Origin of the sequence: Cellulosimicrobium sp. JZ28, assembly GCF_015327065.1 — a bacterium.
GTDB classification, from domain to species: domain Bacteria; phylum Actinomycetota; class Actinomycetes; order Actinomycetales; family Cellulomonadaceae; genus Cellulosimicrobium; species Cellulosimicrobium funkei.
Window position 1 is genome coordinate 610,927 of record NZ_CP017660.1, and the last position, 15,278, is coordinate 626,204.

The window sequence follows — 15,278 nt, forward strand, 5'->3', positions numbered from 1 at the left end:
GAGGCGGTCCTCTTCTGGGTCCTCGCCCCCCTCATGGTGCTCGCGGCGCTCTCGCTGCTCTTCGCGCGCAAGGCGGTGCACGCCGCCATCGCGGTCATGTTCGTCATGGTCGACCTCGCGATCCTCTACATCGCGCAGGAGGCGCCGTTCCTCGGCGTCGTCCAGGTGGTCGTCTACACGGGCGCCGTGATGATGCTGTTCCTCTTCGTGCTCATGCTCGTCGGCGTCGACGCGTCGGACTCGCTCGTCGAGACGATCCGCGGTCAGCGCTGGATCGGCGTGCTGCTCGGACTCGGGCTCGGGGCCGTGCTGGTCGGCGTCGTCTCGCAGGCGGCGTTCCCGCCCGCGGTCGGTCTCGAGGCCGCGAACGCGGTGACGAACCCGACGGCGCTCGCGCGCGTGCTCTTCGCGGACTACGTGTTCGCGATGGAGGTCGTGGGCGTCCTGCTCATCACCGCCGCGGTCTCGGCGCTCGTGCTCACGCACCGGCGCCGGCTCACCCCGAAGGTCGGCCAGCGCGAGAAGGCGGACGCGAAGGTCGCGGCCCTGCCCTCGGGCGGCCGGCTCACGCCGCTCGCCGCGCCCGGCGTCTACGCGCAGAACAACGCGATGGACACGCCGGCCCTCGACCCGCAGGGGCGGCCCATCGAGGAGTCGGTGTCCCGCATCCTGCGGATCCGTGGCCAGGAGCGCTCGGCCGGCACGATCCTCGAGGCCGAGCGCGACGTGCTCGTCGAGCACGAGCCGCACCGTGCCCTGCCCGCGCTGCGGGCCCAGGACGCGAACGAACGCGTGGTGCAGGCCGCGACGGCCGAGCAGCCCGAGGGCGAGCCGCCCGCCGGCGACGTCGGGGGTCCCGACGACCCGGGCCGGTCCCGCGTGCCCGGCGCGACCCCGGGAGGAGAGGACTGATGGAGCTCACCCACTACCTCGTGCTGGCCGCGATCCTCTTCGCGATCGGCGCGGCGACGGTCCTGCTGCGCCGCAACGCGATCATCGTGTTCATGGGCATCGAGCTCATGCTCAACGCGACCAACCTCGCGTTCGTCACGTTCGCCCGCATCCACGGCGACGTGACCGGCCAGGTCCTCGCGTTCTTCGTCATGGTGGTCGCGGCGGCGGAGGTCGTCGTCGGCCTCGCGATCATCGTGTCCATCTTCCGCACCCGTCGGTCCGCCTCGGTCGACGACGTCAACCTGCTCAAGAGCTGAGGGGCCGGCACCGATGACGATGCTCCTTCCCGCCCTGCCGTCGGCGGGCGGACTGCTGACCGCGACCGACGTCGTGCCCGCGACCGAGACGGTCCCGGGCGCGTTCCTCGCCGCACCGCTGCTCGTGCTGCTCCCGCTCGTCGGGGCGGCGGTCCTGCTGCTCGCGGGCCGCCGTAGCGACCGCTGGGGCGCCTGGTTCGGCGTGCTCATGTCCGCCGCGGCGTTCGTCGTGGGCCTGGTCCTCTTCGTGTCGATGCTCGGCCTCCCGGTCGACGAGCGCGTCGTGGACTACCGCCTGTTCGACTGGATCGCGTCCGGCGGGCTCGACCTCGCCGTCGGGCTGCGGATCGACCCGCTGTCCCTGACGTTCGTGCTCCTCGTGACGTTCGTCGGGACGCTCATCCACGTGTACGCGGTCGCCTACATGGCGCACGACCGCGACCGGCGCCGGTTCTTCGCGTACCTCAACCTGTTCATCGCGGCGATGCTCGTCCTCGTCCTCGCCGACTCGTTCCTCCTGCTGTTCGTCGGCTGGGAGGGCGTGGGCCTCGCGTCGTACCTGCTCATCGGGTTCTGGAACCACAACCGGGCGTACGCGGTCGCGGCGAAGAAGGCGTTCGTCATGAACCGCGTGGGCGACATCGGCCTCATCGTCGCGATGATGCTCATGTTCGCGACGTTCGGCGCGCTCGACTTCAGCACGGTGTTCGCCCGCGTGCCGGAGGCCTCGACCGCGCTGCTCACGGCGACGGGCCTCGCGCTCCTGCTCGCGGCGTGCGGCAAGTCGGCGCAGTTCCCGCTCCAGGCGTGGCTCGGGGACGCGATGGCCGGCCCGACGCCGGTCTCCGCGCTCATCCACGCCGCGACCATGGTCACGGCGGGCGTCTACCTCGTCGTGCGGTCCGCGCCGATCTTCGAGGGCGCGCCGACGGCGCAGCTCGTCGTGGTGATCGTGGGTGCGGTGACGCTGCTCTTCGGGGCGATCGTCGGCTGCGCGAAGGACGACATCAAGAAGGCGCTCGCCGCGTCGACCATGTCGCAGATCGGCTACATGATCCTCGCCGCCGGGCTCGGCCCGATCGGTTACGCGTTCGCGATCTTCCACCTCGTGACGCACGGCTTCTTCAAGGCCGGGATGTTCCTCGGCGCGGGGTCCGTCATGCACGGCATGGACGACCAGGTCGACATGCGCCGGTTCGGCGGCCTCGCGCGGTACATGAAGGTCACGTGGATCACCTTCATGATGGGCTGGCTCGCGATCCTCGGGATCCCGCCGTTCTCGGGCTTCTGGAGCAAGGACAAGATCATCGAGGCCGCGTTCGTCCCCGTCGACGGCGAGCCGTGGCGGGCGTGGGTCTTCGGCGGCGTGGCGCTGCTCGGCGCGGGGATCACGGCGTTCTACATGTCGCGCCTGTTCTTCATGACGTTCTCCGGTCGCCGCCGCTGGAACGACGGCAGCGGCTCCGTGGACGGCCTCGGCCCGCAGGACGGTCCGGTCCAGCACCCGCACGAGTCCCCGCGCCTCATGACGTGGCCGATGATCGTCCTCGCCGTCGGGTCGGTGGCCCTGGGCGGCATCCTCGCCGCGGGCTCGCGCTTCGTCACGTGGCTCGAGCCCGTCACGGGGCACGCCGAGCACCACGAGCCCGTGCTGCCCGTCTGGTCGCTCATCGCGCTGACGCTCCTGCTCGTCCTCGCGGGCGCCGCCCTCGCGTGGCGCCAGTACGCGATGTCGAGCGTCCCGGTCCGCGCCCCGCGCGGCTCCGTGCTCACGCGCGCGGCCCGCCGCGACCTGTACCAGGACGACGTCAACGAGACCGTGTTCATGCGTCCCGGCCAGTACCTCACGCGCTCGCTCGTCTACGCCGACAAGGAGATGGTCGACGGCGGCTGGATGGGCCTGGCGGGCCTCGTCGGCAAGGTGGGGGAGTGGCTCCGCGGGTGGCAGAACGGCTACGTGCGCTCGTACGGCGCGACGATGCTCGGCGGCCTCGTCGTCGTCGTCGCCGTCGTCCTCGCCCTGACCACCGGCTCCGCGAGCTGAGAGGGAGACACCCATGACCACCTCCGTCCCCTGGTTGTCCCTGCTCATCGCCTGGCCCCTGGTGGGTGCCGCGGCGGTGTGGCTCACGGCCGCGGCCCGCACACGCGGCGTCGGCCCGGGCGCGCTGCGTGCCGTGCGCGGCATCGCGCTCGGCGCGGCGCTCGTCGAGCTCGGCCTGCTCGTCGGCGCGTTCACCGCGTTCGACACGTCCGCGGCCGGTACCCACCAGCTCGCCGAGACCTATCGCTGGATCCCGCAGATCGGGGCGAGCTACGCGGTCGGCGCCGACGGCGTCGCGCTCGCGCTCGTCGCGCTGTCGGTGCTGCTGGTCCCGCTCGTCGTGCTCGCCGCGTGGAAGGAGCAGGACGGCGACGTCCGCCGCCTGCGCCACTACCTCGCGCTCGTGCTGCTGCTCGAGGCGTTCATGGTCGCGGTGTTCGTCGCGCGCGACGTGTTCCTCTTCTACGTGCTGTTCGAGGCCATGCTCATCCCGGTCTACTTCATGATCGGCGGGTTCGGCGTCGGTGCGCGGCGGCGCTACGCCGCGGTGAAGTTCCTGCTGTTCTCGCTCGCGGGCGGCCTCATCATGCTCGCGGCCGTCATCGCGCTCTACGTCCAGGTGCCGATCGACCCGGCCACGGGCGCGCGGCCCGAGGACGCGTTCCTCACGACGAACCTCGTGGGGTACTTCGCGGAGAACCCGATGCCGGTCACGATCGAGCGGCTGCTGTTCCTCGGCTTCTTCCTCGCGTTCGCCATCAAGGCGCCTCTCTTCCCCGTGCACACCTGGCTGCCCGACGCCGCTCAGCACGCGCCCGCAGGCACGTCCACGCTGCTCGTCGGCGTCCTGGACAAGGTGGGCACGTTCGGGATGCTCACGCTGTGCCTGCCGCTGTTCCCGAACGCGAGCAGGTGGGCGGCGCCCGTCGTCGTCGTGCTCGCCGTCGTGTCGATCCTGTACGGCGCGCTCATGGCGATCGGGCAGAGCGACCTCATGCGGCTCATCGCCTACACGTCGGTGTCGCACTTCGGGTTCATCGTGCTCGGCATCTTCGCGTTCACGTCGCTCAGCGTGTCCGGCTCGTCGCTCTACATGGTCAACCACGGGATCTCGACCGGGGCGCTGTTCCTCCTGGCGGGCTTCCTCGTCGCGCGGCACCCCGAGCGCTCGCAGCGCATCGCGGACTACGGCGGCCTGCAGAAGGTCGTCCCGGTGCTCGCGGGCACGTTCCTCGTGGCGGGCCTGTCCGCGCTGTCGCTGCCCGGCCTGTCGACGTTCGTCAGCGAGATCATGGTCCTCGTCGGGACGTTCGCGCGCAGCCCGTGGGCCGCGCTCGTCGCGGTGCTCGGCGTCGTGCTCGCCGCGCTCTACGTGCTGCTGACGTACCAGCGGATCTTCACGGGCGGCACGCGCGAGGGGCTCGACCGGCTCCCCGACCTGGGCGCGCGCGAGAAGTGGGTCGTCGCGCCGCTGATCGTCGTCCTCCTGGTCCTCGGCTTCTACCCGGCGCCCGCGCTCGACCTCGTGCGCGAGCCCGCCGAGGTGACGCTCTCCGACCTCGCGGTCGCGGGCGTCGAGGACCCGCCGCGCTCCGACCCGTTCGCCGCGGGGACCGAGCAGGTCGCCTCCTCGAGCCCGGGCACGTCCGTCACTCGTAGCTCCGACGAAGGGAGCGAGTCGTGAACGACTCCTTCGTGGCCCCCACGGTCGACTGGCTGTATCTCGCCCCGGTCCTCGTCGTGCTCGGCGCCGGCGTCGTCGGCGTGCTCGTCGAGGCGTTCGTCCCGGCGCGCGTCCGGCGCACGGTGCAGGTCGTCCTGGCCCTGCTCGCGACCGCCGCGGCGCTCGCGCTCGTCGTCGTGCTGTGGCGCGACCCCGCCGTCCAGGGCACCGACGGCGCCGCCTACGGCGTGCGGGTGCTTGGCGGGTCGATGGTCATCGACCCCTTCGGGCTCGCGATCCAGGGGATCGTCGTGCTGCTCGCGTTCCTGGCGATCCTCGTGATCGCCGACCGGACGTCGACCGGCCAGGACGCGTTCGCGCCGTCCGCGGCCGCGGTCCCCGGCTCGCCGTACGAGGACCTCACGCGGCGCAAGGGGCTGGAGCAGACCGAGGTCTACCCGCTCGTGCTGTTCGCCGTCGGCGGCATGATGATCTTCCCCGCCACGGGGAACCTGCTCGTGATGTTCGTCGCGCTCGAGGTGCTCTCCCTCCCGCTGTACGTGCTGTCCGCGATGTCCCGGCGCCGCCGCCTGCTGTCGCAGGAGGCGTCGTTCAAGTACTTCCTGCTCGGCGCGTTCGCGTCCGCGCTGTTCGTGTTCGGCGTCGCCCTCGTCTACGGGTTCGCCGGCTCGGTGGACCTCGTCGAGGTGTACCGGTCGCTCGCGACGCCCGAGGGCCCGCTCGCGAGCATGCCCGGGCTGGTCGTCGTCGGCGCCCTGCTCGTCCTCGCGGGGCTGCTGTTCAAGATCGGCGCCGCCCCGTTCCACTCGTGGACCCCCGACGTCTACCAGGGGGCCCCGACGCCGATCACCGGCTTCATGGCGGCGTGCACCAAGGCCGCGGCGTTCGGCGCGCTCCTGCGCGTGCTGTACGTCGTGAGCCTCGGCCTCGCGCAGTCGTCGCCGGCGACGCGCGAGGACCTGTTCGTCGCCCTGTGGATCGTCACGCTGCTCACCATGGTCGTCGGGACCGTCGTCGGTGCCGTCCAGACCGACGTCAAGCGGCTCCTCGCGTACTCGTCGATCGCCCACGCGGGCTTCATCCTCGTCGGCGTCCTGGGGTTCTCCCAGCTCTCGCTGCGGGCGACGGTGTTCTACCTCCTCGTCTACGGCCTCGCGACGGTCGGCGCCTTCGCGGTCGTCACGCTCGTCCGCGAGACGGCCCCCGTCCGCGAACGGGTGCCCGCGACCGTCGGGGCGGGCGCCGGGGGAGCCGACGGCTCGGACGCGGCGGACAACGTCACGGACGGCTCGTCCCGGGAGCCCGTCGCCGTGCTCGGCGAGGCCACCCACCTCGCCCAGTGGGCGGGTCTGGGGCGCCGCAGCCCGTGGCTCGCCGGCGTCTTCTCACTCTTCCTGCTCTCCATGGCGGGCATCCCGCTGACCGCCGGGTTCGTGGCGAAGTTCACCGCGTTCGGCGCGGCGATCGCCGGTCCCGACGGGCAGGGCGGCGGCTCCACGTGGGTGCTCGCGGTGGTCGGTGTGCTCGCCTCGGCCGTGGCGGTGTTCTTCTACGTCCGCCTCATCGTGCTCATGTTCTTCACGGCGCCGTCCGGCGGCGTGGGCGACGGCGCGGACGGCGGCGCGGAGGCCTCCGAGGGCACCGGCGTGACCGTCGTGCGGTCGACCGGACCGACGACCGTGGCGATCGCCGTGTGCGCGATCGGGGTGCTCCTCCTCGGTGTGTTCCCCTCCCCGGTTCTCGATCTGGCGGCCGAGGCGGTTAAGTTCGTCCCGTGACCTCCGTGCCTCCCGTCCCCTCCGCGCCCGCCGGGCCCCGCGGCCCGCGCGAGCGGACCGCTCCCGTGACGACCACCGCGATCCCGATCTCGGACCCCGAGCTCGCGGCCGCCCTCACCGAGCGCCTGGCGGAGGTCGAGACCCGGCTCCGGGCCGCCGTCGCGCACGCCGACCCGCTCGCGGACTCGGCGTCGCGGCACCTCGTGAACGCCGGGGGCAAGCGCCTGCGCCCCCTGCTCACGCTGCTCGCGGCCGAGCTCGGGGACGGGGCACGGCCCGAGGTCGCGGAGGCGGCCGTCGTCGTCGAGCTCACGCACCTCGCGTCGCTCTACCACGACGACGTCATGGACTCCGCGCCCGTGCGGCGCGGGGCTCCGTCCGCGCACGCGGTGTGGGGCAACTCCGTCGCGATCATGGTCGGCGACCTGCTCTTCGCGCGCGCCGCGTCGACCGTGGCGGCGCTCGGCCCGGAGGCCGTGCTCATCCAGGCGCGGACGTTCGAGCGGCTCTGCCTCGGCCAGCTCCACGAGACCACGGGGCCGGGCGAGGGCGACGACCCCGTCGAGCACTACCTCGAGGTCCTCGCGGACAAGACGGCGTCGCTCCTGTCGACGTCCGCACGGCTCGGCGCGATGTTCGCCGGCTGCCCGGCTGACGTCGTCGAGACGGTCGCGGCCTACGGCGAGCGGCTGGGGGTCGCCTTCCAGCTCGCCGACGACGTCCTGGACCTGGCGTCCTCCGGCGACGAGTCGGGCAAGACGCCCGGCACCGACCTGCGCGAGAAGGTCCCCACGATGCCGGTCCTCCTGCTGCGCGCGCGCATCGCGCAGGGGACCGCGACGGAGGACGACGCGGCGCTCGTCGAGCTGCTCGACTCCGACCTGACCGACGACGCCGCGCTCGCGGCGGCCGTCGCGGCGCTGCGCCGCCACGAGGTGCTCGCCGAGACGCGTGCCCTCGCCGTCCGGTGGGCCCGCTCCGCCGTCGACGAGCTCGACACGCTGCCCCCCGGGCCGGTGAGCGACGCGCTGCGCTCCTTCGCGGAGGCCCTGGCGGACCGCGCCGCCTGACGCGCCGAGAGGGTGAACTTTCCGGTCGCGGGTGTCGTGGGCGCGAGGGCGTCCCGGTGCCCGGGCCGGTTGCCCGGGACACCCGTCCGGCCCGGCCGGTAGCGGCACACCCGACGGCGGTCCGCGCCGGGGGCCCGGGGCGCGCGGACCGAGAGGGGAGTTCTCCCCATGGGACGGGTGTCGGATCTCACTCGCCCTCCCGTTATCCTCGGTTGCGCGATCGGTGGGGCCGCCTGGCAAGTGCGAGATCGAGGGGGCCGGCGAAGGGGACCGGTCGCCTCCCGATCCGGCACCTCGGAGGACTTGTGGGTTTCCTGGCGCGCCTGCGTGAGCACCGCCGTACCGTCGCGTCCGTGAGCACCGTGTCGGTGTTCTCCACGGCGCTGGTGGGACTCGCGCTGTTCACCGAGGGCGAGGCCACGGCGGACGTGGACCTCAACGACTCGGGCGTGTGGGTGACGAAGACGTCGGCCGGCCTGGTGGGGCGGTTCAACTACGAGTCCCAGGCGATGGACGGCACGCTCAACGCGGGCAGCGCGTCGTTCGACGTGCAGCAGGACGAGGGCCGCGTGCTCCTCGAGGACGCGGGCACCGGGACCGCCTCGCCCGTGGACGTCGCCCACCTCAAGCTCGACGGCCAGGTGCGGCTGCCGGCCGGGGCGCAGGTCGCCTCCGGCGGCGCGACGACCGCGATCCTCGACGGTGAGGAGGGCCTGCTGTGGGTCCTGCCGTTCGACGGCGCCACCTCGTTCGACGCCGAGGAGCTCGACCCGACGGTCGAGGTCGAGGGCGACGGGGACGTCGTCGTCGCGCAGGACGGCACGGTGTTCGTCGCGGTCCCGTCGACCGGGACGCTCTGGACGGTCCGCACGACGGCGCGCGGCGCGGTCTCGGGGGAGCCCGCGTCCACCACGCTGCCCGTGGGGTCGGGTGCCGAGGTCGAGGTGACCGCGGTCGGCGACGAGCCGGTCGTGCTGGACCGCTCCGCGTCGCAGCTCGTGCTGCCCGGCGGACGCACGGTGGCGCTCGAGGACGGCGCGGAGGCGCGGTTGCAGCAGCCCTCGGCGGCGTCCGACGACGTGGTGGTCGCGACGTCGCGCGGTCTCGTCACGCAGCCGCTCGCCGGCGGCGACGCGGTCCGCCGCGCGGCCGAGGGCCGCCCGGCGGCGCCCGTGCAGCTCGGGTCGTGCACGTACGGGGCGTGGGCCTCGACCGGCCAGGTGGTCCGTGACTGCGAGGGCACCGACCGCGACCTGGACACCCGTCTGGAGGGGATCGACCCGCAGGCTCGCCTGGAGTACCGGGTGAACCGGCAGGTGATCGTGCTCAACGACCTGTCGGCGGGGACGTTGTGGATGGCGGCGGACGAGTACCAGAAGGTCGACGACTGGGACGTCCAGATGCCGGAGGAGGCCGAGGGTGAGGAGGCCGACGCGGAGCTGACGAATCCCGAGCAGGTGGACCAGTTCATCGCGGACCGGTCCCAGCCGAACCGGCCGCCGCAGCCGAAGGACGACGCGTTCGGGGTGCGTCCGGGGCGCACGACGATCCTGCCGGTGCTGGGCAACGACGTGGACCCGGACGGGGACGTGATGACGGCGTCGCTCGCCGGGGACTCGCCGTCGAACGCGACCGTGCAGACCATCATGGGCGGCGCCGCCCTGCAGGCCGTGGTCCCCGAGGACGCGACCGGGGAGGGCTCCTTCCGCTACGCCGTCTCCGACGGCCGTGGCGGGACCGCGGAGGCGTCGGTGTCGCTGCGCGTCTCGCCGTGGGGAGAGAACGCCCCGCCGGAGCAGACGGGCGACCCCGTGGTCCGGGTGGAGCAGGGCGGGACGGCGTCGATCAAGGTGCTGCCGTACTTCAAGGACCCGGACGGCGACGACCTGTACCTCGCGTCGGCGGCCGCGACGGTCGCGGGCGACGACGTGCGCTCTCGCCCTGACGGCACGGTCGAGCTGCGCGACGGCGGCGGCTCGACGGGCCGCAAGATCGTCGGGGTCACCGTGGCGGACGGTCAGGGCGGCGTGTTCGAGGGCAAGCTGCTGGTCGACGTGGTGCCCGGTCCGCAGCCGCCGGTCGCGGTGAGCGACCACGTGGTGGTGCCGGCGGGGCAGCCGGTGACGGTGGAGCCGTTGCGCAACGACACCGACCCGAACGGGGACGAGCTGCGCCTGGCGTCGGTCTCGGAGTCGGCCCCGGCGCAGATCACGCCGAACTACGACGCGGGCACGTTCACGTTCCTCTCGATGGAGCCGCGCTCCTACGACCTGACGTACCAGGTGACCGACGGCCCGAACGCGACCACGGGCCTGGTGCGGGTCGATGTCCTGCCGCCGTCCGCGGCCGAGGGCGCCCCGATCGTCGTCACCGACACGGCCCTGCTGCCCACCGGCGGCTCGACCCTGGTCGACGTGCTCGCCAACGACACCGACCCGGCGGGCGGCGTCCTGGTGGTCCAGTCGGTCTCGGTCCCGGCGGACGCGGGCGTCTCCGTGGCCGTCCTGGGGCACCAGATGCTCCGCGTCACGGAGCTGCGGCGGCTCGACGGCCCCGTCAGCATCGCCTACACGGTGTCGAACGGCACGGAGTCGGCCGTGGGCGAGGTGCGGGTGGTGCCGGTGCCGGCGCCGACGCGGCTGCAGCCTCCGAACGCGGTCGCGGACGAGGTGACGGTGCATGCGGGGGACGTGGTGACGGTCCCGGTGCTGAGGAACGACACGCACCCGGACGGGTTGGAGCTGTTCCTGCAGCCCGAGCTGGAGCAGGACGTGGACCCGGCGCTGGGCGAGGCGTTCGTGTCGGAGGACACGCTGCGGTTCAAGGCGGGCTCGGAGGCGGGCACGGCGTACGCGATCTACCGGGTGCGGGACGTCAACGGGCAGGAGGACTCGGCCCAGGTCACGATCCGGATCCGTGACGGCGAGGACAACGCCCCGCCGCAGCCGCGCGAGATCGAGGCCCGGGTGCTGTCCGGGTCCAGCGTGCGCATCGCGGTGCCGCTGGACGGCATCGACCCCGACGGCGACTCCGTCCAGGTGACGGGGGTGGCGGCGCCGCCCGCGAAGGGCTCGGCGAGCGTCGTCGAGGGCTTCCTCGAGTACGCGGCCTCCAAGAACGCGACGGGCCTCGACACCTTCACGTACACGGTCCTGGACGCCCGCGGGGCGACGGCGACCGGGACCGTGCGGGTGGGGATCGCGCGGCCGGGCGAGAGCAACCAGTCGCCGGTCGCGGTGGACGACGAGGTGACGGTGCGCCCGGGGCGCACGGTCTCGGTCGCGGCGCTGGCCAACGACACCGACCCCGACGGCGACCAGGTCGGCCTGGTCCCGGGCGGGATCGAGGACACCCACGACCTGGACGCCGAGGTCGTGGCCGACCGCATCGTGCTGACCTCGCCCGACCAGGACGGCTCGTACACGTTCTACTACCAGATCCAGGACACCTACGGTGCCCGCGCGACCGGTGCGGTCACCGTGAACGTCTCGGCCAACGCGCCCCTGCTGCCCCCGGTCGCGCGCGACGACACCGTGCCCGTGGAGGACATCCTGGGCAAGACCGAGGTCACCGTCCCCGTCCTGGACAACGACGAGGACCCCGACGGCGCCGCGAGCGAGCTTACCGTCACCACCGACGCGAGCACCGCGAGCGTCACCCCCGACGGCGAGCTCACCGTCACCCTCACCGAGGGTCGCCAGGTCATCACCTACACCGCGACCGACATCGACGGCCTGACCGCCAAGGCCTTCGTCAAGGTCCCCGGCCTCACCGACCAGAAGCCCACGCTGCGGCCGGGCACGCAGCTCGAGGTGCTGGCGGGGGAGTCGCTCCCGATCGACCTCACCGAGCACGTGCTCGTCGTGGAGGGCCGCTCCCCGCGCCTGACCACCGAGGACAAGGTCAAGGTCACCGAGGGGGACCGGCAGGTCCCGTCCGTGACCGAGATCGTCTACACGCCCGAAGCGGACTACACCGGCCCGGCGTCGGTGTCGTTCGAGGTGACGGACGGGTCGGGCCCGGACGACCCGGAGGGCCGGACGAACGTCCTGACGATCCCCGTCCAGGTGCTCCCGCCGGAGAATTTGCCGCCCGAGCTGTCGACCCCGACGCTCGACGTCGCGGCGGGCGAGGAGGCCTCGATCGACCTCGCGCGCTTCGCGACCGACCCCGACGGCGACCCCCTGACCTTCAAGGCCACCGGCCAGGCGCAGGGCGTGACCGTGTCCGTCGAGGGCACCACGCTGCGCGCCCAGGCGACCCCGGACGTGCCCAAGGGCTCGGTCGTGCAGGTCCCGATCACCGTCACCGACGGCGAGCACCCCCCGGTCGAGGGCACCGCGACCCTGACCGTCGTGGCCTCCACCCGGCCCTTGGCCCGCGCCAACCCCGACACCGTCGACGACGCCCACCAGGGCAAGGCCACCACCGTGCCCGTCCTCGCCAACGACTCCAACCCGTTCCCCGACCGGCCGCTGACCCTCGTCGACGCCGTGGTGGAGACGGGGCAGGGCACCGCCTCCGTCTCGGGCGACCAGGTCTCGGTCACCCCGCGCGACGACTTCGTCGGGGTCATGGTCGTCCGGTACCGGATCCAGGACGCGACGAAGGACCCCGACCGCGAGGTCGAGGGCCGCGTCCAGCTCAAGGTCCTGGGCAAGCCCGAGGCGCCCGCGACCCCGCAGGTCGTCGAGGTCCGCTCCAAGACGGTCGTGCTCACCTGGGACCCGCCGAACAACAACGGCGCCGACATCACCGGCTACACCGTGCGCTCCCAGAACGGCTACACCAAGGAGTGCGGCACCACCACGTGCACCCTCGACGGCCTGACCAACAACGTCGAGTACACCTTCACCGTCTACGCGACCAACGCCGTCGGCGACGGCCCCGCCTCCCCGGCCTCCGCCGTCGCCCGACCCGACGAGAAGCCCGACCCGCCCGCCGCACCCCGCCTCGAGTTCGGCGACAAGTCCCTCACCGTCACCTGGACCAACAAGACCTACACCGACCGCTCGCCGATCCAGGCCGTCAACCTCGAGATCTCGCCTGCGCCGCCGGGCGGCGCCGTGCAGAAGACGGCCCTGACCGGGACGTCGGTGACGTGGGACGGCCTGCAGAACGGCGTCGCGTACAAGGTGCGCGCCCAGGCCGTGAACCTCGCCCCTGACCCCTCGGACTGGGGCGACTACTCGGCCGCCGAGACGCCGGCGGGCAAGCCGGCGGCTCCCGCCAAGCCGACGGTGCGGCGCACGTCGATCGGCGACACGTCGCAGATGCAGGTCTCCTGGGGCGCCCCGGACGGCAACGGCGCCCCGATCACGCGGTACACGATCGAGGCGCTGCGGGGCGGGAGCGTCGTGCAGACCTCGACCGCCGCCGGCGGCGCGACGTCCGCGACGATCGGCGTCCCGGCGGACACGACGGGCTACGCGTTCCGGGTGCGCGCGCACAACAAGGCGACGGACAAGCTCGGCGACGCCGAGTTCTCGCCGGCGTCGGACCCGGTGCGCGCGTTCGCGAAGCCGGGCGCGGTGTCGAACCTCAGCGCCGACGCGAACGGCACGAACGGCGAGATCCAGCTGTCGTTCGGCGCGGCGTCGGGCAACGGCGTGCGGGCCGACGAGATCACCTACCAGTACGACGCCGGCGGTGGCTGGCAGCCGCTCGGCGCGAACAAGGTCGTCGGCGGGCTGTCGAACGGCAAGCCGTACCGGATCGCGGTGCGCGCCGTCGCGGGGGTCGACGGCGCGCGCGAGCCGGGGGCGGCGGCGACGGCGAACGAGGAGTTGCCCTACGGGCCCATCCCGGCGCCGGTCGTCTCGATGAACGGCGGCGACCGCTCGATCACGTACAGCTGGTCGACCGCGGGCAACGGGCGCGGGTACTCCGTGCAGGTGCGCGGCGCGGTCCAGTCCACCCAGAAGGAAGGCTCCGGGAGCCTCTCGGTCGGCTACTCCGAGACGCGCGAGATCTGCGTCCGGGTCACCCCGACGGAGGGCGCCCCGAAGGAGACGTGCAGGTCGGCGACGTCCGACAAGAAGCCCGAGCCCGTCCTCACGGTGAGCAAGGGGAGCAACCACAAGCTCCCCGACGGGAAGTGGCCGGGCGAGTGCGGGCACTCGTCGTGCGCCGAGCTCTACCTCACCATCAAGGACGGCCCGGCCAACACCTCGTTCCGGGTGACGTGCTATGGCGGCGGTTCGCAGATCGGGTCCGGCAACTACAGCCGCGACGCCCAGGGCCGCGCCCTGCAGACGGACGGGAACGGGAACTACTCCGGCGGCCAGCAGTGCGTCTACGGCCAGCCGGGCGGCTCGGCGCGGATCGAGACGACCATCGGGAGCACGAACACCATGACGTGGTACTAGCGCGGCCCGCGCCCCACCTCGGACAGCACAGCGAACGGAAGCGACGAATGACCACCATGACCCCCGAGCAGGCCACCTGGTTCGCTCAGACCTTCGACCGCCTCGTCGGCAACGTGGGCCAGGCCGTCCTGGGCAAGGCGCACGTCGTGCGCCTGACCCTGACGTGCATGCTCTCCGAGGGGCACATCCTCCTCGAGGACGCGCCCGGCACCGGCAAGACCTCGCTCGCGCGCGCGCTCGCCGCGAGCGTCCAGGGCACGAACAACCGCATCCAGTTCACCCCGGACCTCCTGCCGTCCGACGTCACGGGCGTGACGATCTACGACCAGAAGACGGGGAAGTTCGAGTTCCACCCGGGCCCGATCTTCGCGTCCATCGTCCTCGCGGACGAGATCAACCGCGCCTCGCCCAAGACGCAGTCCGCGCTCCTCGAGGTCATGGAGGAGGGCCGGGTCACGGTCGACGGCGTCGGTCACGAGGTCGGCCGCCCGTTCATGGTCATCGCGACGCAGAACCCCATCGAGCAGGCCGGGACGTACCGCCTGCCCGAGGCGCAGCTCGACCGCTTCCTCATGAAGGCGTCGATCGGCTACCCGGACCACGCCTCGACGGTCGAGATCCTCTCGGGCGCGTCCGTCCGCGACCGGAGCAAGACGCTCCAGCCGCTCATCACGACGCAGGCCGTCACGGAGATGGCCGAGCTCGGCGCGCGCGTGCACGTCGACGGCGCGGTGCTCGAGTACGTCTCCCGGCTCGCCGAGGAGACGCGCAACGCGCCCGAGGTGCGCGTCGGCGTCTCGGTCCGTGGTGCGCTCGCCCTCGTGCGCTGCGCGAAGGTGTGGGCCGCCGCGCACGGGCGCAACTACGTCCTGCCGGACGACGTCAAGGAGCTGGCGCAGCCGGCGTGGGCGCACCGCCTCGTGCTCGACCCCGAGGCGGAGTTCGCGGGCGCGACGAACGAGGCCGTGCTCGGCCGCCTGCTCGCCGACGTCGCGGCGCCGCAGGAGCGCCGCAGCGCCTGACGCGACCGGCGTCCCGCACGCCGGCCGCACGCCGTCCCGCCGCCGGCAGACCGACGGCCCGCACCGACCGAGAGCTCATGCCATGAACGCCACCTCCGGCC

Annotated in this window: 8 protein-coding genes; all 8 read left to right on the plus strand. The window is 72.9% G+C overall.

What is annotated here, in order from left to right:
- Positions 1 to 33: 33 nt before the first annotated feature.
- Positions 34 to 912, plus strand: a complete 879-nt coding sequence (locus tag BJP59_RS02720) for an NADH-quinone oxidoreductase subunit J (protein ID WP_442861541.1) — start codon at positions 34 to 36, stop codon at positions 910 to 912.
- Positions 912 to 1,211, plus strand: coding sequence for an NADH-quinone oxidoreductase subunit NuoK (nuoK, locus tag BJP59_RS02725; RefSeq protein WP_021482715.1), 300 nt, complete (start codon positions 912 to 914; stop codon positions 1,209 to 1,211). Before BJP59_RS02720 ends, nuoK begins: the two co-directional genes overlap by 1 nt.
- A 13-nt stretch (positions 1,212 to 1,224) precedes the next feature.
- A complete protein-coding gene (gene nuoL, locus BJP59_RS02730) occupies positions 1,225 to 3,255 on the plus strand; it encodes an NADH-quinone oxidoreductase subunit L (RefSeq protein ID WP_228485244.1) in 2,031 nt (676 codons plus the stop codon).
- A 13-nt stretch (positions 3,256 to 3,268) separates the two neighbouring features.
- Entirely contained in the window at positions 3,269 to 4,939 is a 1,671-nt protein-coding gene (locus BJP59_RS02735; RefSeq protein WP_194522141.1) for an NADH-quinone oxidoreductase subunit M, read from the plus strand.
- Positions 4,936 to 6,717, plus strand: a complete 1,782-nt coding sequence (nuoN, locus tag BJP59_RS02740; protein ID WP_194522142.1) for an NADH-quinone oxidoreductase subunit NuoN — start codon at positions 4,936 to 4,938, stop codon at positions 6,715 to 6,717. Before BJP59_RS02735 ends, nuoN begins: the two co-directional genes overlap by 4 nt.
- 65 nt (positions 6,718 to 6,782) lie before the next feature.
- Complete coding sequence (locus BJP59_RS02745; RefSeq protein WP_114553204.1) at positions 6,783 to 7,787, plus strand: polyprenyl synthetase family protein; 1,005 nt, start codon at positions 6,783 to 6,785, stop codon at positions 7,785 to 7,787.
- Between the two features lie 353 nt (positions 7,788 to 8,140).
- Positions 8,141 to 14,155, plus strand: a complete 6,015-nt coding sequence (locus tag BJP59_RS20205) for an Ig-like domain-containing protein (RefSeq protein ID WP_263858642.1) — start codon at positions 8,141 to 8,143, stop codon at positions 14,153 to 14,155.
- A gap of 47 nt (positions 14,156 to 14,202) precedes the next feature.
- Positions 14,203 to 15,177, plus strand: a complete 975-nt coding sequence (locus BJP59_RS02755; protein ID WP_076405057.1) for an AAA family ATPase — start codon at positions 14,203 to 14,205, stop codon at positions 15,175 to 15,177.
- The last annotated feature ends 101 nt before the right edge of the window (positions 15,178 to 15,278 follow it).

What these genes read in the sequence shown, in the direction of transcription:
- BJP59_RS02720 (WP_442861541.1), top strand. Translation starts at nt 34, where the DNA reads ATGGTGCTCGCGGCGCTCTCGCTGCTCTTCGCGCGCAAGGCGGTGCAC.
- nuoL (WP_228485244.1), top strand. Translation starts at nt 1,225, where the DNA reads ATGACGATGCTCCTTCCCGCCCTGCCGTCGGCGGGCGGACTGCTGACC.
- BJP59_RS02735 (WP_194522141.1), top strand. Translation starts at nt 3,269, where the DNA reads ATGACCACCTCCGTCCCCTGGTTGTCCCTGCTCATCGCCTGGCCCCTG.
- BJP59_RS02755 (WP_076405057.1), top strand. Translation starts at nt 14,203, where the DNA reads ATGACCACCATGACCCCCGAGCAGGCCACCTGGTTCGCTCAGACCTTC.
- nuoK (WP_021482715.1), top strand. Translation starts at nt 912, where the DNA reads ATGGAGCTCACCCACTACCTCGTGCTGGCCGCGATCCTCTTCGCGATC.